Annotated in this window: 19 protein-coding genes; 17 read left to right on the forward strand and 2 right to left on the reverse strand. The window is 49.8% G+C overall.

Going from position 1 to position 21096, the window contains the following annotated elements; translation table 11 throughout:
- Positions 1-34: 34 nt before the first annotated feature.
- Positions 35-2230 carry a TonB-dependent receptor gene (locus tag GVJ32_RS17305; RefSeq protein ID WP_159241329.1) on the forward strand — a complete coding sequence of 732 codons (2196 nt, stop codon included), beginning with the start codon at positions 35-37 and terminating at the stop codon, positions 2228-2230.
- 488 nt (positions 2231-2718) lie between these two features.
- Complete coding sequence (fur, locus tag GVJ32_RS17310; protein ID WP_159241330.1) at positions 2719-3129, forward strand: ferric iron uptake transcriptional regulator; 411 nt, start codon at positions 2719-2721, stop codon at positions 3127-3129.
- A 166-nt stretch (positions 3130-3295) separates the two neighbouring features.
- Here the strand turns inward: fur and GVJ32_RS17315 are convergent, their stop codons facing one another.
- Positions 3296-4045, reverse strand: a complete 750-nt coding sequence (locus GVJ32_RS17315) for a helix-turn-helix transcriptional regulator (protein WP_200841465.1) — start codon at positions 4043-4045, stop codon at positions 3296-3298.
- A gap of 89 nt (positions 4046-4134) precedes the next feature.
- Here GVJ32_RS17315 and GVJ32_RS17320 point away from each other — a divergent pair, with 89 nt between their 5' ends.
- The 15 genes from GVJ32_RS17320 to GVJ32_RS17390 all read left to right on the forward strand — a co-directional run bounded on the left by GVJ32_RS17320 (position 4135) and on the right by GVJ32_RS17390 (position 20280).
- Positions 4135-5001 carry a sterol desaturase family protein gene (locus GVJ32_RS17320; protein ID WP_159241331.1) on the forward strand — a complete coding sequence of 289 codons (867 nt, stop codon included), beginning with the start codon at positions 4135-4137 and terminating at the stop codon, positions 4999-5001.
- A gap of 323 nt (positions 5002-5324) precedes the next feature.
- Positions 5325-5864: an RNA polymerase sigma factor gene (locus tag GVJ32_RS17325; RefSeq protein ID WP_159241332.1), complete on the forward strand. Its 540-nt coding sequence runs from the start codon at positions 5325-5327 to the stop codon at positions 5862-5864.
- Positions 5865-5985: 121 nt separating this feature from the next.
- Positions 5986-7023 carry a FecR family protein gene (locus tag GVJ32_RS17330; protein WP_159241333.1) on the forward strand — a complete coding sequence of 346 codons (1038 nt, stop codon included), beginning with the start codon at positions 5986-5988 and terminating at the stop codon, positions 7021-7023.
- Between the two features lie 118 nt (positions 7024-7141).
- Positions 7142-9514: a TonB-dependent siderophore receptor gene (locus GVJ32_RS17335; protein WP_159241334.1), complete on the forward strand. Its 2373-nt coding sequence runs from the start codon at positions 7142-7144 to the stop codon at positions 9512-9514.
- Between the two features lie 374 nt (positions 9515-9888).
- Positions 9889-11502: a PepSY-associated TM helix domain-containing protein gene (locus GVJ32_RS17340; protein ID WP_159241335.1), complete on the forward strand. Its 1614-nt coding sequence runs from the start codon at positions 9889-9891 to the stop codon at positions 11500-11502.
- Positions 11499-11798: a hypothetical protein gene (locus GVJ32_RS17345; protein WP_200841466.1), complete on the forward strand. Its 300-nt coding sequence runs from the start codon at positions 11499-11501 to the stop codon at positions 11796-11798. The genes GVJ32_RS17340 and GVJ32_RS17345 overlap by 4 nt, the downstream gene beginning before the upstream one ends.
- On the forward strand, positions 11795-12631 hold the full coding sequence (locus GVJ32_RS17350; RefSeq protein ID WP_159241336.1) for a DUF3325 domain-containing protein: 837 nt from the start codon (positions 11795-11797) through the stop codon (positions 12629-12631). The genes GVJ32_RS17345 and GVJ32_RS17350 overlap by 4 nt, the downstream gene beginning before the upstream one ends.
- The gene (locus tag GVJ32_RS17355) at positions 12628-12957 is read left to right on the forward strand and encodes a hypothetical protein (RefSeq protein WP_159241337.1); all 330 of its coding nucleotides are present in this window, start codon (positions 12628-12630) and stop codon (positions 12955-12957) included. Before GVJ32_RS17350 ends, GVJ32_RS17355 begins: the two co-directional genes overlap by 4 nt.
- A 44-nt stretch (positions 12958-13001) precedes the next feature.
- The gene (locus GVJ32_RS17360) at positions 13002-14147 is read left to right on the forward strand and encodes an efflux RND transporter periplasmic adaptor subunit (protein WP_159241338.1); all 1146 of its coding nucleotides are present in this window, start codon (positions 13002-13004) and stop codon (positions 14145-14147) included.
- Complete coding sequence (locus tag GVJ32_RS17365; RefSeq protein ID WP_159241339.1) at positions 14138-16099, forward strand: ABC transporter permease; 1962 nt, start codon at positions 14138-14140, stop codon at positions 16097-16099. Before GVJ32_RS17360 ends, GVJ32_RS17365 begins: the two co-directional genes overlap by 10 nt.
- 2 nt (positions 16100-16101) lie before the next feature.
- Complete coding sequence (locus GVJ32_RS17370) at positions 16102-17517, forward strand: efflux transporter outer membrane subunit (RefSeq protein WP_159241340.1); 1416 nt, start codon at positions 16102-16104, stop codon at positions 17515-17517.
- The gene (gene exbB / locus GVJ32_RS17375) at positions 17514-18500 is read left to right on the forward strand and encodes a tonB-system energizer ExbB (RefSeq protein WP_159241341.1); all 987 of its coding nucleotides are present in this window, start codon (positions 17514-17516) and stop codon (positions 18498-18500) included. The genes GVJ32_RS17370 and exbB overlap by 4 nt, the downstream gene beginning before the upstream one ends.
- 12 nt (positions 18501-18512) lie before the next feature.
- The gene (gene exbD / locus GVJ32_RS17380) at positions 18513-18932 is read left to right on the forward strand and encodes a TonB system transport protein ExbD (protein ID WP_159241342.1); all 420 of its coding nucleotides are present in this window, start codon (positions 18513-18515) and stop codon (positions 18930-18932) included.
- Positions 18929-19798, forward strand: a complete 870-nt coding sequence (locus GVJ32_RS17385; RefSeq protein ID WP_159241343.1) for an energy transducer TonB family protein — start codon at positions 18929-18931, stop codon at positions 19796-19798. Before exbD ends, GVJ32_RS17385 begins: the two co-directional genes overlap by 4 nt.
- Before the next feature lie 56 nt (positions 19799-19854).
- A complete protein-coding gene (locus tag GVJ32_RS17390) occupies positions 19855-20280 on the forward strand; it encodes a transcriptional repressor (RefSeq protein WP_159241344.1) in 426 nt (141 codons plus the stop codon).
- A gap of 315 nt (positions 20281-20595) precedes the next feature.
- Here GVJ32_RS17390 and GVJ32_RS17395 read toward each other — a convergent pair whose 3' ends face one another.
- A complete protein-coding gene (locus GVJ32_RS17395) occupies positions 20596-20817 on the reverse strand; it encodes a hypothetical protein (RefSeq protein WP_159241345.1) in 222 nt (73 codons plus the stop codon).
- Positions 20818-21096 lie beyond the last annotated feature (279 nt).

Raw genomic sequence — 21096 nt, forward strand, 5'->3', positions numbered from 1 at the left:
ATATTGATCACTGCACTTACCACAAGGAAACACCATGCGACCGTTCACCCACGCTGCTTTAACTCGACCATTGCTATGCGCGCTGGCGCTTTCTTGCGCAACAGCTACTTTTGCAGACACCGCAACTCAAGCCCAACACTATGAGCTAGCAGCAGGTCCACTTGGCCGAAATTTATCCCTTATCGCCACCCAAAATGGCATTCCCCTCTCTTTTGATCCTGCATTAACTCAAGGCCTGCAAAGCCCCTCACTCGTCGGTGATTACACCCCGCAACAAGCATTGAACTTACTGATCGAAGGCAGCGGTTTGCAAATGGTTCAAAAGGAAGATGGCAGTTACACACTTGAAAAAAGCCCAAATTTAACAAGTTTGCCTGCCGTAAAAATTAGCGCATCGTCAATCAGTTCACCACAAACATCCTTAGATTACAGTCGTGATGAGCTTAATGCGGTGCAGCCCCGTGACGTAAAAGAGCTATTCAAAAAAGACGCCGCAGTCGCCGTTGGCGGATCAATTCCCGTCAATCAGAAAGTATATGTGCGTGGTGTTGAAGAAACCGCAATGGCGGTCAGCATTGACGGCGGTCGCCAGAACAATAAGGTATTTCACCACAATGCCACCAACTTGATTGACCCATCACTACTCAAAGCGGTGCGTGCTTCTGCTGGTGTTGCTGCCGCCGATGATGGCCCTGGCGCGATTGGCGGTAGCTTGGTATATGAAACAGTCGATGTAGAAGACTTGCTATCCCCGCAACGTAATTTTGGTGGCTTTGTTGATGGTCGCTACAGTTCCAACGGCGATCAGCTTACTACCGGCGCTTCTATATACGGCCGCAACAGCGGTTTTGAAGCACTGTTCTATCTGAATCATACCAACGGTGACGATTACGAAGATGGCGAAGGTGACACCGTGCGGTTTACCGAGCCAGGCTTACTCAGCAAATTAAGCAAAGTCGCCTATGAAAATGAACAGGCAGGTCGCTTTGAACTATCGATGGAAAACGTTAACGATGAATCTCAACGTCCTTACCGCGCTAACTTTGTTGGTTTAACCGTGGGCCGTCCTGTACCAGAATCTCGTGTCTATGATCTGACGCGCGAGAGTCTAAATTTCAACTACAGCCGTGACACCGCGCAAGGCTTGTGGAACCCAAGTGTGACGATTGCTAGCGGCGAAACTGAGCTAGAAACCCGTGAAGTGCCGTTGGCCGATCCGACTGCCCTTATTGTTTACACCGGCATTACCGAAAGTCAGTCCATGACCGTTAAAAACACCTTTTACACACGCTTCGGCGAAATTGTCGCAGGAATAGACCATTATGACGACAGCGCTATTTTCAGATACGAAAGCGATCCGGACTTAGAAGAACAAGCAGAAAATTTGGGCGTCTTTATTCAGATGCGTCAGACTTTCGGCGAGCAGTTAAATCTTTCCTACGGCCTACGCCATGACGAGCAAGACTTCACCGGCACCGACGGCTCCAGTCACGATGACGCTGGCGCCAGTGGCAACATTGCTGCCGACTACCAAATTAACGACTATCTCACCGTCAAAGCAGCCTACGCCCAAGTATGGGGTGGCGTCGCACTAGCAGAAAACTTCATTCTCAACGGGGGCTGGAGTTATGACAACATCAAAGCGGTAGAAGCTGAAAACTACAGCTTTGCCCTTCGCACGCAAGTTGATGGTGCTTTTGCGGAAGCCACCCTATACCAAACCGATATTGAAAATGGTCGCACGCCATCCTACGGTGGAGGCCCTGATTTGGTCGCCAACTTTAAAATTGATGGCTACGATATTGTGGTCGGCTACCTCGGTCAGCAAGGTGAGATCACAATGAAATACGCCAATATTGAATCCGAAATGGACGGCATAGTAGCCAGCTCATACGACGGTAATTACTTCACCGTACCCTTGGGCGAAATCATCACCGTTAGCGGAACACTAAATCTATCTCAGATTCCTGTGGCCCTAGGAATGGATGCCGAATTTGCCCTAGAAAATGATGCCGTCGAAGATAGCGGCGCAAAACAAGATAGCTATACCGTCGTTAACGCTTACGTAAATTACGCGGTAAATGAGAGCATGAATCTGCGACTGTCCATCGACAATCTAACTGATGAGTCTTATACAGACAGAGCAAGCTACGGGCAGGAATTTACCACCGTTAAAACACTTTTAGAACCGGGACGGTCTGCCATTTTAAGCGCGCGTTATAGTTTTTAATAATCCGTCCAGACGAGATGAGATGGTACCCCCCTACCATCTCGTCCCTCCGTAAAACACACAGCTATGCACTCTGAGTCAGCTTTCGACTCATCTGAACAGTTTATGCAACAAAATTAACAGCCTTTCTATTAAAAATACGCAGCGCAGTTATCCGGAAGATAGATTCTACTAAAGGCTATATATTCCTTAACGAAGCACAATAAGGAGCCTTATCGGAAGCGTATAACGCGGCCTACTTCCATTGTTGCGGCACTCTAGCAGCCAGAATGATAATTTCCCTGAGGGGGAAAACAAAATATTTTGCACCTTTTTAAGTCTTCATACGTCTTATATATACAAACGCAGTATGAAGCCGGTATTGAAACTTAAAGTCGAAGAATTAATTTTGGTGCTTCACATAAAAAAATGTGATCACAACCCATTCTGAATAAGAACGTAGCTGCTGATTTCCCACGGGTACGGTAGCGAACAAGGAGCTCTTTGTAATGGCTAATGAAAGTCAAGAACTGCGCGACGTGGGTTTAAAAGTCACCCTGCCACGAATACGAATTTTACAAATATTGGAATCATCAGAAAGAGATTCGCATCATCTTAGCGCCGAAGATATTTATAAGATTATGCACCACAGTGGCGATGACACAGGATTGGCTACAATCTACCGAGTACTCACACAGTTTGAGGCGGCAGGCTTAGTTGTTCGGCACCAATTTGCAAACCAGCGCTCAGTATTTGAAATTGCAAAAGGTGATCACCATGATCATATGGTATGCCAAGATAGCGGCGAAATTATCGAGTTTTCTGACCCAATGATTGAACGTCGGCAGCGTGAAATTGCAGAAGAGCACGGCTATGAGCTGATTGATCATTCTTTAATACTGCATGTGCGGGCAAAATAATATATTGACGGCTCAACTTTATACCGCATCGACACGATTGTGCGTAGACACTTTTATTACCCTACTCTTGATCGAATAATGTACTTTAAAGAATCATTAAGCAGCCAGTTAGTATCACTAAAGTAAAGTGACATTACCTTTGTTTCTTTCTTATGCGTAGCCGACCTTAATCTTTACGATCATTAATAATTTCTATCGTCAAATTCTCTCGATGACCGAAAAGAAATTGGGGAGTAACGCCAAACATGGATCTAAATGTTCTAGAAAAATGTGCGCTATCAGAAAAGCCAGCGTCGTGCGCCGCAGCGGTTAAGCTACTCCCAGCTAACGCCGATTCCACCGCAGCTCGCAGACGCGCCCAGCGAACGAAGGCCCTGAAGGTTGTGCCACATTGGCTTCGTAGCAAACGTGCCAAGTGCGCAGCAGAAACATGCACTTCCGAGGCTGCTTGCTCCAAGCTAATAGCTTGGCTGAGATTACGGCGTACCCAACTTTGGATTTGCAACACTCGCGGATCGATTGAGCTTGCTTGATCCCAATTCATCCGTTCTGGTGCAGCATCAACACAGCGTAAAGCAAGTTCTTTGGCGTGATTGCTCGTTAAGGTTTCGACCCACTCAAGTGGGTACACGACTGGAATAACTCTCTGGCCCTGTTGCCGCAATGAGCATTCCTGAAATGCCGAGTGTTCCGGCTCCCAGTACACCATGACCACGTGATTTACCGTCACACAACTATGCTGATATCCCGGAGGAATGAATACTCCCTGCGCGGAAACACGATCACGCTCGCTTGACTCGGTAATTATTACGCCTTCGCGAACAAACGACCACTGCGCCGCATGATGGCTGTGATGTTCTGCATTTAATGCAGGGCCCGCCATGACCAGCCAATGTTCTCCCAAATACAAACGCATTTTTCAATAATCCTGCTCAGTTTATTCAAGCCCCGTTTGGAGTTAGTAAGCAGAATAGCAAAAAATCGAAGAATCAACGGAGATATAAAATGCGCAAGCTACTGCAACTGTTCTACTTTCCAATTTTTTTCATAGGTGGCATGGGAAGCATTGTTTGGATTATCGGCGAGAACCTGCCCATCACATGGGCTTGGCTAGTGATGGCCACCGCCATCGCCCTATCCTTTATCTGCGAGCGCGTTTTACCTTGGCAACCCAGTTGGAACAGCTCTCAAAAAGACGGTTTACGCGACGTACTTCACGTCGCTGTAAACACCAGCCTCACCCACAGCAGTTTACTATTGCTTCCTTTGTTGGCCGCCATGGCACCGCTATCATCTCTTTGGCCTGAACGCTGGCCATTCTGGGGCCAAGTGCTTATGGCAATTCTTATCTTAGACTTTGGTATTGCCGCGGTTCATCATCAAAGCCACAGGTGGAATTGGCTGTGGCAATTTCACGCTGTGCATCACAGCGTAACAAGGATGTACGGATTTAATGGGCTGATGAAGCACCCTTTGCACCAATGCGTAGAAACGGCCATTGGCATCGCGCCATTGTGGATTATGGGAATTCCAGCGGATGTCGCCCAAGCGCTGACATTTTGTGTGGCGCTTCAGTTGCTTCTCCAACATTCAAACGTGGACTATCGAACTGGCCCCATAAAATATCTATTGGCAAATGCAGAAGTACATCGCTTCCATCATTTACGTCCACCAGCAAACGGCGATATCAACTTCGGTTTGTTTACTACAGTCTACGACCATGTCGCTGGAACGTTTTTTTATGATGCTAAAACTGCGCCTAGAGACAGCGAGGCCATCGGACTTAGCGACCAATTCCCACAACGTTACGATCACCAGATCGCCCATCCATTTCTACATATCTTTGAGAAGGCTAAGCGAAGTAAGCACTAATGTATTGACGTATGCAAAAGCTTAAATACATGCTTTTGCATACGTCATTTATTTGGCTAGATGCAGTTTCATATCTGTTTCTACGTGCAATAGTTGTTGTTTTTTTTAATATAAATTAAACATCGATAAGTTATTTAATTGCACTAAGCGGTACCTCTCTCAGCCGTTTACTGCGACCTAGCAGTCTGATCGTATAAAAATTTTATAGATGTGACTTGCTGCATCGCCAATTGTTAAGTCACCGTATTCCCAAACCATCGCTGATACGCTAAAATGCGAACAATTCTCATTTAAACCATCCGATCTCTAACTAACGCTAATCCATGCCATCCCCCACTTTCACATCACTGACACAGGCCGTTGAGGCTTATTACGAGGAGCTGCGGCAGTTTGTCCGCAAGCGCACCGGCTCGTCGTCGATGGCGGAAGATGTGGTGCAGGAAACCTGGATTCGCGCAAACTCAGCTTCGGTGCCTATGCCAGACAATCCCCGCGCGTATCTGTATCGCATGGCGGGTAATTTGGCGGTAGATCAACTTCGGCGGCAGCAGTCGCAGTTACCTAAACCTGTAGAGAGTGGTGATGCCGACGACACAGAAAATACCTTATTTGAGCTGCCCTGCCTCGCGCCCTCTCCTGAAGAAATAGCCGCCTCGCAACGAGAGTTCGCAGTTTTACATGAGGCCGTTCGCGAGCTACCGGATAAGTGCCGCGAGGTGTTTCTGCTATACCGTGGCCACGGTCTAACCATGCGCGAAATTGCCAAGCGCTTAGCCATTTCAGATAAAACCGTTGAAAAACATATCGCTCGCGCTATGGTGCATTGCCGACAACGGCTGCGTGATGCAGGGAGAGATGTTTAGTGATCAGCGCACTGGGGGAAACTCGCGCCGCAACACGTCTCAATAATCAGAAGGCTGAGATTTTTTACTCAACTGCCATGATAAAAACGAGCGTTAACGACGAATCAAGGTTTCTCCAACAATGAGCCCTGTGAGTGACAACAAGAACGATTTACCTGACGCTATGCTGGAAGACGCGGCGATTTGGCTGGCACGGCTAAAGGATAGCCACCAGGATAACGCCGAACAAACCGCGCTGGTTAACGCGTTTACTGCGTGGCTAGCAGCTGATCCTCGTCACCACCAAGCCCACCAAGAAATGGAAAATCTCTGGGGCCGCTTAGACGCGCCCATCAGCCAGTTCATTGCCGAGCAGCACGCACACAACGTGACACCGCTTCGTCGCAAATCCAATACCGTCACTCGCCAAGTAAAAGCCAAACCATCGCGGATTCCTCAAAAACATGCCCGCTTTGCGATAGCGGCGAGCTTAGTCATGGCGCTTCTCATCGGCGTCGGCAACCAGCAGGATTGGCTGAGCCAGTGGCAAAGTGATTACGCCACAACCGTGGGCGAAGAACTACCCATTACTACCGACGACGGCAGCCTCATCACCCTGAACACCAACAGTGCGTTAGTGATGAATTACAGCGCAAACGAACGCAGAGTGCGTTTGCTCAAAGGCGAAGCGTGGTTTGCCGTGTCAGCGGACGACCACCGTCCCTTTATTGTAGAAACCGAAAAAGGCGCCGTGCGGGTAACTGGTACCCAGTTTAATGTTCGGCTTACTGACAAAAACGCCATCGTTAGCTTAGACGAAGGCCAAGTTATTCTCACCTCGCCGAATGACAGTAAAAACTTGCCTGTAGTGCTCGCCCCCGGCCAGCAAGCGATGCTCTCCGGCGACGTGATATCAGCGCCAACAAGCTTTGACCGCACCGCTGTTACTGCTTGGTTGCGCGGGCAATTCGTGTTTTATAACACGCCATTGGCCGACGTAGTCGCCACACTCAACCGCTACCGAGCCGGCCGTATTGTTATTACCAACTCAGACCTCAATGCCCGAAAAGTCAGCGGCATATTTTCAACCAACGAAGCCGACGCTGCGTTGGAGATGATCAGCCGCACTCTCGCCCTCAATGAAACTAGACTGACTGACTACTTAGTTTTACTTAAATAGCCCACATCAAAAAAATTCTATAAATATTTCCCAAATGACTGGGGGATTATTCCCCGCTGTTACGTCTCACCACTAGATGCGAATAAATCTCATTGTTAATTGGGGGCAAAGAACCACAATGAAGCGGAACAAACAACATACGATCAAAGCAAGTTCATGGGTTTTAACAACCGCCATTGCATTAGCAGCGGCGCACACAATGCCAGCGGTCGCCCAAACCAGCGCAAGCGAAGTTAGCCAGAGTAAGCAGCAAAGCTATTCCTTTAACATTGCCGCCAAACCCCTACCCCAAGCCATTGCTGATCTTTCCGCAGTGACTGGCCTGCAAGTGCTGTATACGGAGCAAGCGACATTCAATCGCACTGCGCCTGCCTTGAGCGGTACTTATACTGCGTATGACGCACTGGAATATTTATTAGCAGGAAGTGGTTTGGTCATGAGAGTCACGAGTGAAAATTCGGTGACAATTGAAAAGCAAAGTGGGGATGTCACCACGCTTCCGGCGGTGAAGATATCTAGTTCTTTATTAAGCAGCACTACGGAAGAAACACAGTCATACACCATTGCCGAAACGAACACGGCTACTAAGCTCAAACTAACACCACGTCAAACGCCGCAAATTATCAACTCAGTAACCCATCAAATGATTGAAGATTTCGCCGCCCAAGATATGGAGGATGTACTATCACTTGTGCCCGGCATTAGTACCGGACACGCCGACGATGATCGCCGAACTTATACCGCCAGAGGCTATTCAATGGCAGTTCAGTATGACGGACTCCCTTCCACCTCTGGTATTGATGGCGGCGTAGTTGCCGGCCCAGACAGTGCGCTAATTGATCACACAGACGTACTTCTGGGAGCCGCAGGTTTAATGAACGGTGCAGGACAACCTGGCGGGGTAATCAACATGGTCTACAAGCGACCTACCGACGTTTTTCAAGGTTCTGCCAGTATTAGCGCTGGATCATGGGACCAACAACGTCTTGTAGTTGATTTATCCGGCCCACTCAATGAATCAGGGCGATTGCGCGGGCGCATGATCAGTGTCGATCAATCAGAAGAGTCATTCCGCGATTTTGAAAAAGAAAGAAAAAAAGTTTTTTATGCTGTCGTAGAAGGTGATCTTAGCGACAGCACACTGGTGTCATTTAGTATTCATAATCAAGATATTTATGACAACGTTACAGATCGCAGTGGCTTACCTGCCGACAATAACGGCAAAGATTTGGATTGGAGCCAGTCAACATTTCTAGCGCCAGATTGGAATCACTGGAACAAATACGCCACCACGTACAAAGCGAGGTTAGAGCAGCAATTACCTGCCAATTGGCAACTAACCGTACAGGCTTCGCAATTAACATCTGAAGCTGATTGGTTGTTCGCCACGCTTTCTGATTTTGATTCCGTTAGCGGTGATGCGACGTTTTCCCGTTGGGCTCAGCAAAATAAAGAAACCAGCGATGATTATGAGTTTTTCTTAAGTGGACCAATCAGGCTCTTCGAGCGCGATCACGAAATTGTCATTGGTGGCAACTGGACAGAACGCGTATGGGCTCGCAGCAGTGGGGATGGTACTGATTACGAAACCAATTTGTATAACTTCGACCCTAGGACAAGTATTCCTCGGCCTGAAGTTGCTCTCATACCATCCAAAGATGACCAAATAACAGGCCAATACGGTAGCTACATAGCTGGTCACTTCAAAATAACTGATGCTCTTAATGCAATTCTAGGTAGCCGTATTAGTTGGTATAGCTACGAATTCGGTGCAACCAGTCGTGATGAAAATGCTGAAATAACGCCCTACCTTGGATTAACCTATGAGCTTAATAACTGGGCATCGGCCTACTTCAGTTATTCCGATATCTTCAACCCTCAATCATCTAAAGGCACAGATGGGAATACTCTTGAACCCGAACTCGGGAGCAATTACGAATTAGGCTTAAAGGGTGAGTTTTATAACGGCAAACTTAATGCGTCTATAGCACTTTTTAACATCATCAAAGATAACGAAGCCGAAATTATTTCTAGCATTCCTCCCGATTTGACTAATATCTGCGGCGGCTGGTGCTACGCCCCCAAAGGTGAAACTAAAACGAAAGGATTTGACTTGGGATTATCTGGACAAATAACCCCAGAAATTCAGATCATGGCGGGCTTCACTCAGTACGAAAAAGACGACAACAATGAGACAGTAAATATAGCCAAGCTATCTACGAGTTATTCGCCAAAAGGACAAAACTGGAGCATCGGCGGGAACGTAGATTCAAGTAGCAAAAGTTATACGCAGTGGGGCATGGTTCAAGAAGCACGAACATTAGTTGGTGTCTTTGGCAAATATCAGATAAATCCGCAGATTAATATTGCGTTAAACATCCATAATTTATTGGATGAAGAATACTACGCCAATGCAATTGACTCTGGCTATGGCAGGCAGTACTGGGGAGAGCCTCGCTCTTGGTCAATCACAGCCCATAGTGTTTGGTAGTGAGTGTCCCAGCGATGGCGAGGCGCTCGCCATCGCTCGTCGGGTATCGCTTTGCTCTACCCACAAGACAGCCAGCACCAATTTTAGATTCCAGCTACGCGACAAGTTGGATTAGATTCGAAATCTAATCTTGGCTCAGGACTGCCGACGCAAACCTAAATGCTAATTTCAATCATTTTCAAAAAAGTTTGCACCTTTTGCCTCGCTCATACGTCATTACAGTAAGCAAGGAAGAAACAGGGCTTTTGCCCGCAGGGATGCTCCTTAATTTTTCACGCCCTTCTCGTCCATATCGGAGCGGGACGGGCTTATACCGCCGCGCTGCAAGCATTTTCACGGTAGTTCAAAAATCACTTTAGGTAGGTAAACACTCCATGAAAGAAGGATTTCGCCAGTGCATGGCATGGCTGCACACCTGGTCTGGCCTTGTGGTGGGCTGGGTGCTGTTTTTTGTTTTTGTGACGGGTAGTGCTGGGTACTTTAATACCGAGATTACTCGTTGGATGCAGCCAGAATTACCGCTGCATCAGGCTATGCCACAAAACAACGGGCGACTGGCGATGATGGCGATGGATCGCTTGGAGGAAGCCGCCCCCAATGCCGAATTCTGGAGTATTACCCTGCCCCATCACTCACAGGCGTCTCGTCACTGGGAAGACTTCTCCATTAGCTGGGAGACCACGCCCTTAGCAGGCCATGAGCACGGTATTCGCGGCCGCGAAGTGCTTGACCCCAGCAGCGGCAGCTCCACGAAAGTTATTGACCCCCGTGATACCGGCGGTGGCACCAGCCTTTATGTAATGCATTATGCCCTGCACTACATCGACGCCCAGTTGGCCTTCAAGCTGGTAGGCATATGTACCATGCTGATGTTGATGTCATTGATAACCGGCATCATCACCCACAAAAAGATCTTTAAAGACTTTTTCACTTTTCGTCCCGGCAAAGGCCAGCGCTCGTGGCTAGACGCACACAATGTCATTGGTGTGATGGCGCTACCCTTCTTTTTAATGATTACCTACAGTGGCTTGGTGTTCTTTGGCCTCACCTATATGCCAGCAGGTGTCGCGGCAATATACGGCACCGACGATAAAGCCATCGAGCGTTATGTTGACGATTTATTTGGCGACCACAGCCACGAGGCCATCTCCCGACCCACAGCCTCAGTGCCAGACATGATTGCGAAAGCTGAAGCTGCTTGGGGTAAAGATCAGATCAGGTCGGTATTTATTCAGCACGATGGTGGCGAAGCACCCCGTGTAGATATTGGACGCGCTTACGGCGGTCAGGTACGGATTTTTGATGCTGAAACCATGCGCTTTCACGCCCACACCGGTGAAGCTTTGCCATTAGACCCACCCGATAGCCTGACGATGAAAACCAATGAGACTTTTCGTGCGCTGCATGAAGGGCGGTTTGCAGAGTCATGGCTGCGTTGGCTGTACTTCGTGGCTGGGCTACTCGGCTGTGGCATGATCGGCACCGGCTTGGTGTTATGGACGGTGAAGCGCCGCAAGCAGCACGATGCAGCTAATATTCCCTTTGGTCACCGCCTAGTAGAAGCACTCAATGCCTCCACTATTGCGGGTTTGCCCGCGGGTGTGGCGGTCTATTTTTGGGCGAACCGCTTGTTACCCATCGACATGGCCGACCGAGCAAACTGGGAAATGAACTTTCTGTTTTTGATTTGGGGCGAAGCTTTTATTTACGCCTTTTTCCGCGATATTCGCAAGGCCTGGGTTGAGCTCCTTGGCTTTGCCGCAGTGGCCTTTACCTTGTTGCCGGTGCTCAATGCCCTTACCACCGACAAACATCTTGGCGCTAGTTTGCCAGCGGGCGACTGGGTGCTGGCGGGCTTTGATTTAACCATGCTCGCCCTCGGCCTCGCCTTTGCTTATATGACCATCAAGGTTAACCGCATTTGGCTTAAGAAAGCCGCCCAAACGTCTAAAGCAAACGACAATAGCCTATTGGGAGAAACCGCATGACATCACTGCGTCAATCTTCTCATTACCGCTGGATGGTCGTGTCGCGGGTATTGGCTGCCGTCGTCGGCGGCTATGCTCTGGCCTCTTCTGCCATGGTGTTATTGGCACTGCTTTGGCCCTTGCCAAAAGCCGAGGCTGTCGCCGCCAGCACAATGCTGAGCTTTTTATTGTATGCCTTGATCATTATCTGGATTTTTACCGTTAAACGCTTAAAAACAGTATGGCTGGGCTTAATTTTTTCTACCGCAGTCTGCTCCGGATTATCGTGGTTATTGCTATCGGGAGCGGCTCAGTGACGACAACAAATATCGCCATTTTTATATTTAGTTTATTTGGCTTTGCTGCCTTGGCTATGGCAATGACCCGCCATAGTAAGTTGGTTTTCGGCAAAGCCTTGCCCGCAAACCAACGCGGTGTATTACGTATAGGTGGCTGGTTATTGCTCGCCATTGCCCTAGGTCTTGGAATTTACCAATGGCAATTTGATGTAGGTACCGTTGCGTGGCTGGGCTGGTTAAGTATTGCTGGATTACTAGTGGTATTTAATTTATCGCGCAAGCAAAAACCACATAAAACGCCCCACGCGAATCCAAAAAAACACAACACCGAGAGCAACGACGGTATAGCGGTTTCAGCTGGTATTACGGCGCGACGTCTCCCCGTTCCGTACGCCGCGCTTGCCGCCGCTGCACTGTTAATTCCACTGGCGAGTTTTGGTTGGCAATTGGCGTCCACCCCGAAAAAAGCCCTGCTGCGCGACGACGCCGTACACGGCAAAATAGGCCCGTGGAGCTTTAGCTTAGCGGAAAAAGACCAAGATGCGCCGGAACTGGTGGCGATGGATATTCCCCTTAAACAGTTTGTTATTCGCTTTTGTGATAACTGCGAAACACAGATTCGCATGGCGTATTTTAAGGTGCGTAAACCACACGCGCTACGCGCTGCGGGCAATGCCTTTGAAGGCCGAGGCACTGAAAAAACAGCAGAAATTCCTATACCCGCTGCCGCCACGGAAACTGACGATTTATGGCTAACTGTAGAAGCAAAAAACGGTGAGGTGTATACCCAAGAATTTGCCATTCCGCGATTGTCGCCAGCCTTAAATCAATTCATTAAGGATAAATCATGAAGTTTGCGCTACTCCCCATCGCGCTACTGTGTAGCGCCGCAGTATTTGCCCACACCCCAGTTTGCCGCTGCGAATTGAACAGCAATCAAATTGATTGCGAAGGCGGCTACCACGACGGTTCCAAAGCCGCTGAAGTCAGTATGTCGGTGTATGCCTACAGCGGTGAGGTGCTTGCTTCTGGCAAGCTAAACAAAGCGTCGCGTTTCACCTTTCCGCTACCCACGCAAGCTTTTTACGTCCTCATGGACGCAGGCCCCGGTGAAATGTTCGAGGTAGATTGGATGGATATTAACGGCGTAAACAAAGGAATGTTCGCACCGCAGTAACGGCTAATCATCATGATAACGACGTTAAACATAGGCATTAATGGATGAAATCTTCAAAAATTTTACGCTTAAGCATGACTTATGTTGCGGTGATAGCCACCTGCTTTTTCTGGTGGTGGAGCGGCCAACCACTCTCTGTTTATAAAACTGCGCCACTGAGTAAAGGCAATATTGAGGCAATTGTGGCGGCCATTGGCACAGTGGCGCCACGTGAATCTGTCGATGTCGGTGTGCAAGTGTCGGGGCAAATCACCCGCCTGCATGTTGGGCCGGGTGACACGGTAGAAAAAGGTCAACTCCTTGCCGAGATCGACCCCAGTGTACTGGCGGCGGTAGTAGACGCGGGTCGAGCTGAACTGGCTATGCTTAAGGCGCAGCTACAGGAACGTCAAGCATTGGTAGTATTGGCAGAACAACAAAATGCCCGCCAACGCCAATTGCTAAATGACGGTGCCACCCGCCAAGAAGATGTGCAAACCGCTAAGGCCAATTTGGCCGTTGCACAGGCACGGGTTAGGCAGTTACAGGCAAATATTCAACAAACGCAATCACAACTAAAAGCCGACGAAGCCCGCTTAGGATTTACCCGAATTTACGCGCCAATAGCTGGCACCGTGCTCACTATTGAGGTTAAAGAGGGCCAAACTCTCAACGCCAATTACCAAACCCCCGCCCTGCTTCGCATTGCAGATTTGTCGACGATGCGGGTGCAGGCGAAAGTCTCTGAAGCCGATATCCATCAAATTCACACAGGGCAAACGGTGCGATTTTCTACCTTGGGAAATACCCGCCGTCGCTGGCATGGCGAGGTGGCGCAAGTGCTACCCGCGCCGCCGCCAAGCAGAGAAGAAGAGCAACAAATTAAGGCGGTAACCTACACCGTATTGTTTGATGTAGATAACCGAGATGGTGCATTAATGCCCGGCATGACGGCTCAGGCTGATTTTATTGTGGCCGAAGCTAACAACGTATCGGTGGCGCCCTTAGCCGCACTCACCCCCAGTGCAGAGCACAATAAGTATCTTGCGTGGGTGCTAACGTCTACCGGCACCGCAGTGCAGCGGGTCGTTCAGGTCGGTCGTCGTGACCGCCTCCGCGCCGAGGTAATTGCAGGGCTAAAATCCGGCGAAGAACTGGTGGTCGGCAGTGAAGATTACGCCACGCGTAGGGACAGCTGGCAATGGCTCTAATTTCACTGCGCAACATAAAAAAGCACTATGGTGGCGAAAACGGCACACCCAAAGTGGACGTGTTGCAGGGTATTAATTTAGACATTAACACCGGCGAGTTCGTGGCCCTTGTTGGCAGCTCTGGTTCTGGCAAATCTACTCTTATGCATTTGCTGGGTTGTTTAGATCAGCCTTCTAGTGGCGAGTATTATTTTAATCACCGCAATGTCGCGACACTAGATTTAGATCAATTGGCGGCATTGCGCAGAGAGGCCTTCGGTTTTGTGTTTCAGGCTTACCACCTGATCCCCACCGAAAGCGCTATCGAAAATGTAGAAATTCCTGCTATTTACGCCGGCATACCAGAAGCACAGCGCCAAGCCAAAGCGCGCCAGTTATTACAGCGTTTAGGATTAGCTGATCGCTTGCATAACCGCCCCGCCCAACTTTCTGGCGGCCAGCAGCAGCGGGTGTCTATTGCGCGAGCATTAATTAATGGTGGCAGTGTGATTCTGGCGGACGAACCAACCGGCGCGCTGGACTCTCGCAGTGGCTCAAAAGTCATGGAGCTGCTCCGCGAGCTGGCCGATCAAGGTCATACGGTAATTTTGATTACTCATGATTACAGTGTCGCCTCACAAGCTAGGCGCGTGATTGAAGTACGCGACGGTAAAATTGTGGGCGATAGCGGCGATTTACACACCGCGTCGACAACCTCTTCTGACAATACCGCCACCAACGACGAGCCCTCATCTACGCGAACACAGCAGCAATCTGCGCATCTGGCAGATGAAATTCGCGATGCTTGTCGCGCGGCATGGCGGGTAATGTGGCTAAATCGTTTTCGTACCGGCTTAACGTTACTGGGCATTATTATTGGCGTGGCGTCGGTAATTATTATGTTGGCCGTTGGCGAAGGTGCCAAACGGGAGGTGTTGCAGCAACTCAACGCGATGGGCCCCAATATGATGTACGTCGGCCCCGCCGTACCCGATAGCGGCGGCCCCCGCGGTGTGATTAGCGAAGCTGACATCGATGCCATCAGCCAAATGCCAGAAGTACTGCGTATTATGCCGATTCTTCGCGATCCCGCACTGCTGCGCTACGGCGGCGTAAGCCGCAATTACGAAGTACTGGCCACCAACGAAAGCTTGCCGCAAATTAACCGCTGGCCAGTCGCCCAAGGCCGTTTTTATACCGATGAAGACAATCGTACTATCGCCCCCGTCGTGGTTTTGGGGCACCGAGTTTATACCCGTTTATTTCCCAACGGTGCCGACCCACTCGGCAAGCAAATTCTATTGAATGAAAGCCTTTATGAAGTCATCGGCGTGATGGCTGAGAAAGGTGCAGAATCTGGGTACAACAATCACGACGAGCGCGTATATATACCAAGAAAAACCGGCATGGTTCGTCTGTTTCCCAAGCTGCGGGACGAAAGCTACATCAACCTAGAAATTCGTCATAGTGGGCTAATGGATCAAGCCGAGCAGAAGCTCGAGGCGCTACTGCTAGACCGCCACGGCCGCGACGATTTTTGGTTGACCAACTCGGCGTCCAGACTTGAGGCTGAAATGGCCACGAGCAATAGCATGACCATAATGCTGGGAATGATTGCCGCCATCTCCTTGTTAGTCGGTGGCATTGGCGTAATGAACGTCATGCTAATGACGGTGAGAGAACGCACCCGAGAAATTGGCATTCGGGTAGCAACGGGGGCGCGACAGCGCGATATTTTGCGGCAGTTTATTACCGAGTCCGCCATGGTGTCGCTATTAGGCGGACTAATAGGTGCCGGATTAAGCGGCCTGATTATCATCATTTTGCATTGGGTCGACGTTGCGGTGGCTCCCTCAATTACCGCTCTTTTGGGCGCGGTAAGTTGCGCGCTAATTACCGGTCTCATATTCGGGTTTATGCCCGCCCGCCAAGCCGCGCGCTTGAACCCTGTAATCGCACTGGCGGGGGAATGAGTATGCGTAAAGGTCTAATTATTGTTCTATGTTTTTCACTCGCCGCCTGCAGCGTTGGGGGAATAAATAACAACATCTATACCGACAATACGCCGCAGCTGCCTACTCATTGGCAGCTTGAGGGCAGCACCAGTGCCACGCAAGGTGGAACGTCTGGGCTATGGTGGCAGGCTTTTGGCAGTGAAGAATTACTCCAGCTCATCGAGCAGGCCGAGCAAAATAGCTATAACGTCCGAGCGGCATTGGCGAATATCCGCCGCGCTGAGGCGGCGGTACGCATTGCCGACGCATCATTGTGGCCAGAGCTAGAGGGCACTGTGGAAGCGGGTCGCGCTGGCGAGCTTAATGGCAACAGCAATGAACATTACTATTCTGGGGTGACCGCCAGTTACGAGATCGACTTTTGGGGTGGGCAACGCGCCAATCAAGCCAGCGCTCAAGCCCTACTGGATTATAGTCAATTCGATCGCGACACCCTTGGCCTCAGTATCACCGCAAACGTCGCGCGCTACTGGCTGCAATGGGTGGGTAATCGTGAACGGCTTCAAATTACCGAGGCCAACCTTGGCAACGCTCGACGCCTATTAGATATTGTTGAACTTAAAATAAAAGCCGGTGCCGCCAGCGAATTAGAACAGCTGCAACAACAGGGGCAAGTTGCCGGCCTAGAGCGAGACGTGGCTTGGCTGCGCCAGCAAATGCAAGAAAGCCACACGACCTTAAACCTATTGTTAGGCAGCCCCACGGATATTCCGCTATTCACTAACAGCCTTGCCGAGGTGGAATTTCCTGCTATTGAGACAGGAATTCCCGCTGAGTTATTAGTTCGCAGGCCAGACGTCGCCAGAGCCGAAGCGGCGTTGCGTGCAGCCAATGCCAATATTAGCCAAGCCCGCGCCGCCATGCTGCCTAATATCAGTTTAGCCATGAGCGCCGGCGGCAGCGCCAATCATCTCAGCCAAACATTGCGAGACCCTGTTTACAGCCTAGTAGCAGGTCTCACCGCGCCCATTTTTAATGGCGGTGCATTGGAGGCCTTATTTGATTCTGCCGTCGCCAATCGAGATGGTCTAGTGGCCGACTACCAACAAACAATCGTTGCGGCATTTACCGACACTCGCAATGCCATTAACGCCATTGCGGGTATTGATGCCCAGCGTCGCGCCCAGCAACAACAGTTAGATCTCGCTCGTCGCGCCTATGACTTAGCCGAGGCGCGATATCGAGCTGGCGCTGCCTCATTCAGTACCCTTTTAGATAACCAGACCACCTTATTCTTTGCCGAAGATACCAACGTGGTACTGCGCAGACAAAGCTTGCAAGCCCGCGTGGATCTGTTCCGCGCATTGGGCGGAGGCTGGACGCCAGAACGCATTGCCCAAATTAATCAATACGATATCAACAAGGACGCACAATGACCCATTTCACATTCCAGCGCGGCGCGCTATTTTGCGCCAGCCTTTTGCTGGCTGTTTCAGCGCAGGCACAAACCAGCCCAACAGCTCCGGAGCTAAACACTCAGCCCGATCCCATCTCTATTAGCGCAGACAGCGGGCCAGTTTCCGTCACCGTAGATGAAAATGGCGCCATGCGCGTTGACAGCACTAGCGTGCCAGCCAATGGCGAAGATCCAACAAGCCTTGATGAGGATGCAATCAATACCGACTCAGAGGAAGCAACGCCAAGTGACGACGCTGTTCAGCACGGCGTCTCGACACTCCCCCACAATCTCAGCCCTTGGGGCATGTTTATGCAAGCAGACTGGGTAGTCAAAACCGTGATGATCGGTTTGGCGCTGGCGTCACTGGCAACGTGGAGCGTATTTGTTGCAAAAACCCAAGAGCTAGCAATCCTTATGCGTTTGCAAAGACGCACGCTTAATACCGTGATCGAATCACAAACCCTTGCTGCCGCCAATGACAAGCTTATTGAAACCAAGGGTTCAAACGAATTAACCAAGGCTGCCAGTCATGAGCTTAAATTGTCTGAGGGTGCACTGATAGACGGCGAAGGCTTAAAAGAACGAGTGGCATCACGGCTAGAACGTATAGAGGCGGCCAACGGTCGCGCTGTTAGCCGTGGCACAAGCATTATCGCCAGTATCGGTTCTACCGCTCCCTTTGTCGGCTTGTTCGGCACCGTGTGGGGCATTATGAACAGCTTTATTGGCATATCAGAGGCACAAACCACCAACCTAGCTGTTGTTGCCCCTGGTATCGCTGAAGCACTGCTTGCCACCGCCCTTGGCTTAGTGGCGGCTATTCCTGCCGTGGTGATTTACAACCACTTTGCTCGGCAAATTGCCGCTTACAAAGCGCTGGTAGGTGACACCTCTGCAGCCGTTCTGCGCTTAGTGTCGCGCGATCATAGTCGCTATGTCGTCACCGCTAAACACGACTAAGGAGAAATCACCGTGGCCGCAAAAATTCAACACGACGACGAACTGGTAGAAAATCACGAGATCAACGTCACCCCGTTTATTGACGTTATGTTGGTGCTGCTAATTATATTTATGGTGGCCGCACCGCTAGCCACGGTAGATGTAAAAGTCGACCTGCCCGCGTCTACCGCCGTACCGCAACCAAAGCCGGACGAACCTTTGTACTTAAGTATTAAGGCCGATCACAGTCTTGCATTGGGTAACGACCTCGTAGAAAAAGACGGCTTGATTAAGGCGCTAAATAGCCTGACAGAAAGCAATGTTGAAACACGCATTTTTCTGCGGGCAGATAAAACCGTCGATTACGACACCTTAATGCAAACCATGAACGAATTGCGTGATGGCGGTTATTTAAAAATCGCCCTTGTCGCATTAGAGGCAACAGGCTCATGACACCAAGCGTAGCTCAACGCAAAGAGACCGCCGACATTCGGCCCTTGCCGCAAAAACGTCTACTACCGCAAGGCTGCGAAGCCGAGTTGGTAGACAGTGCAAAACAGCGCCACCAACAGCAACAAGAATATGTGCGTTGGTTGCTCGCGCTACTGGCCGTTGTAGCCTGCTACGGCAGTATTTTAGCGTGGTGGTTTTACAACCCACCGGCGCCTGCATCTCCAATACCACCCGCAGCGGCTATGGTCATTGAACTGGCTCCCGAGCCCGTCGCACCACCGTCTGAGCCTGACTTACCGCCAGCGCCCGAACCCACGCCAGATGTGCTACCACCACCAAAACCTGAACCGCTGCCAGAGCCAAAACCCGAGCCGCCACCAGTTGTCGAGCCAGAAGTCGCCCTGCCTGAGCCAGAACCACAACCAGAGCCGGTGCTAGAAGAACCCGAACCGGAGCCTGAAGAAGCGCTAGACGAACCGCCATCTACCGCCAGCGCGCCACCAGATGCACCGCGAGAAGATACAAAAGCCGCTGCACCCAGCCAAGGCGTGCCCTCATCAGCAGCCAGCGCCAACCACAAACTCACGTGGCAAAACGCCTTGATGATGAAACTAAACGACGCCAAACGCTATCCCAGCCAAGCACGGCGCTACCGTCAACAAGGCGTCGCCTACTTACGTTTTACTATGGACAGAGACGGCAATGTCTTAGCCAAAAGCATTGAACAAACGGCAGGCTACGCTCTACTAGACGAAGAAACCTTAGAATTAATTGATCGCGCTCAGCCGCTCCCTATTCCACCAGATGACGTAGCGGGAGAAACATTGGAGTTTGTTGTGCCGGTAGAATTTTTCTTAAATAGATAAGCGATGGGGTTTTTCATGGAATGTATTTGGCTTAATAAAAAATGGTTACATTCAAAATGAAAGCGCAACAAGATGTGATTCGCCGGGCTGGTTTAAAAATTACCATGCCGCGTATTCAGGTATTACAGTGCCTACAGCACAACCAAGAAAACGGTGCGCACCTTACCGCTGAAGGCATTTACCATTTTATTTTTCAACATGGTGACGCGGTAAGTCAGGCGGCTGTTTATCGCGTGTTATCCCAGTTTGAAGAAGCGGGTTTAGTCCGGCGCCACCATTTTGCAACCAATCGAATGCAGGCCGTTTACGAACTGACACAAGGCGCTACGCATAACCACATCGTCTGTCTCGATAGCGGCTTAATCCTTGATTTCACAGATAACACCCTCAATCAAAAGGCAGACGAAATAGCTGCAGCACGCGGCTACGATTTGGTAAACCGCGAGTTTGTGCTGTATGTGAGGTCTAAAGGCGGCGCGTAAAAAACGTTTGCTGATGTATTCATTCCACGCGACGACCATGTCGCGGGAAATGTCATCCGACTACCACCGTTTAATAACTGGTCTTACCGCGAGATACGGCATAACCCAAGCCGACCGCTATCGGCAAAAGTGCCAAATGTTACGGACAAGGAGTGTCTATCCCCACCCCAAAGGCAGAACACCACCTGATTTTAATTGGGAGCCAACTTATATATTTCGATACAACAACAGAACTAATTTGGAAGAACAGTGTGCAGATGTGGAGCCTAGCTGAAGCAATCTATATAAGGCTCATCTGCATCGGGAAGACATTCATCAAAGGTTGCTTAACTTAAGAACCAACTGAGAGCTTACAAAGCATAGCGAGAAGAATATCACCATCGCCATCACGCCTGCCAAAATCAGGGGTAACGGTCTTTCTTCCGCTAAATCCATTAATCTTTTTCGGCCCTTTTTGTTTTGTAAGGCAAACATCAATGAAAATGCTTGCCCCAGAATTTCAAAAAAACCTAGTGGCTTATTTTCTTCATCTTTCATGTCACAACCCTATATTTTTGCATTGCTAGCAACGACATCATAACACGTGGCTAGGCATAATATTTTGATTGCTGTAATCAGTAGCCTGCCCCGCTCAACCAGAAAATCTAATTAGCTCGTTGTCAATTTGGCTCTACTGCACTTTCTTTTTAATAAACCGACCTAGCTGCAATATTCAAGAATGAGAGGTGAACGCCAGGTTGCATTTAATATGCTTTGCACACTATGATGCGATTGATTCTCATTTATAATTAATCTTTCACGCCCGCCCTCAATAGG

The sequence above is a fragment of the Zhongshania aliphaticivorans genome, assembly GCF_902705855.1.
Taxonomy (GTDB): Bacteria; Pseudomonadota; Gammaproteobacteria; order Pseudomonadales; family Spongiibacteraceae; genus Spongiibacter; species Spongiibacter aliphaticivorans_B.

Coding starts and splice junctions, on each gene's coding strand:
- GVJ32_RS17385 (WP_159241343.1), top strand. CDS start 18,929: ATGACACCAAGCGTAGCTCAACGCAAAGAGACCGCCGACATTCGGCCC.
- GVJ32_RS17345 (WP_200841466.1), top strand. CDS start 11,499: ATGACATCACTGCGTCAATCTTCTCATTACCGCTGGATGGTCGTGTCG.
- GVJ32_RS17320 (WP_159241331.1), top strand. CDS start 4,135: ATGCGCAAGCTACTGCAACTGTTCTACTTTCCAATTTTTTTCATAGGT.
- GVJ32_RS17395 (WP_159241345.1), bottom strand. CDS start 20,817: ATGAAAGATGAAGAAAATAAGCCACTAGGTTTTTTTGAAATTCTGGGG.
- fur (WP_159241330.1), top strand. CDS start 2,719: ATGGCTAATGAAAGTCAAGAACTGCGCGACGTGGGTTTAAAAGTCACC.
- GVJ32_RS17390 (WP_159241344.1), top strand. CDS start 19,855: ATGAAAGCGCAACAAGATGTGATTCGCCGGGCTGGTTTAAAAATTACC.
- GVJ32_RS17360 (WP_159241338.1), top strand. CDS start 13,002: ATGAAATCTTCAAAAATTTTACGCTTAAGCATGACTTATGTTGCGGTG.
- GVJ32_RS17330 (WP_159241333.1), top strand. CDS start 5,986: ATGAGCCCTGTGAGTGACAACAAGAACGATTTACCTGACGCTATGCTG.
- GVJ32_RS17365 (WP_159241339.1), top strand. CDS start 14,138: ATGGCTCTAATTTCACTGCGCAACATAAAAAAGCACTATGGTGGCGAA.
- GVJ32_RS17305 (WP_159241329.1), top strand. CDS start 35: ATGCGACCGTTCACCCACGCTGCTTTAACTCGACCATTGCTATGCGCG.
- GVJ32_RS17315 (WP_200841465.1), bottom strand. CDS start 4,045: ATGCGTTTGTATTTGGGAGAACATTGGCTGGTCATGGCGGGCCCTGCA.
- exbB (WP_159241341.1), top strand. CDS start 17,514: ATGACCCATTTCACATTCCAGCGCGGCGCGCTATTTTGCGCCAGCCTT.
- GVJ32_RS17355 (WP_159241337.1), top strand. CDS start 12,628: ATGAAGTTTGCGCTACTCCCCATCGCGCTACTGTGTAGCGCCGCAGTA.
- GVJ32_RS17370 (WP_159241340.1), top strand. CDS start 16,102: ATGCGTAAAGGTCTAATTATTGTTCTATGTTTTTCACTCGCCGCCTGC.
- GVJ32_RS17340 (WP_159241335.1), top strand. CDS start 9,889: ATGAAAGAAGGATTTCGCCAGTGCATGGCATGGCTGCACACCTGGTCT.
- GVJ32_RS17325 (WP_159241332.1), top strand. CDS start 5,325: ATGCCATCCCCCACTTTCACATCACTGACACAGGCCGTTGAGGCTTAT.
- GVJ32_RS17335 (WP_159241334.1), top strand. CDS start 7,142: ATGAAGCGGAACAAACAACATACGATCAAAGCAAGTTCATGGGTTTTA.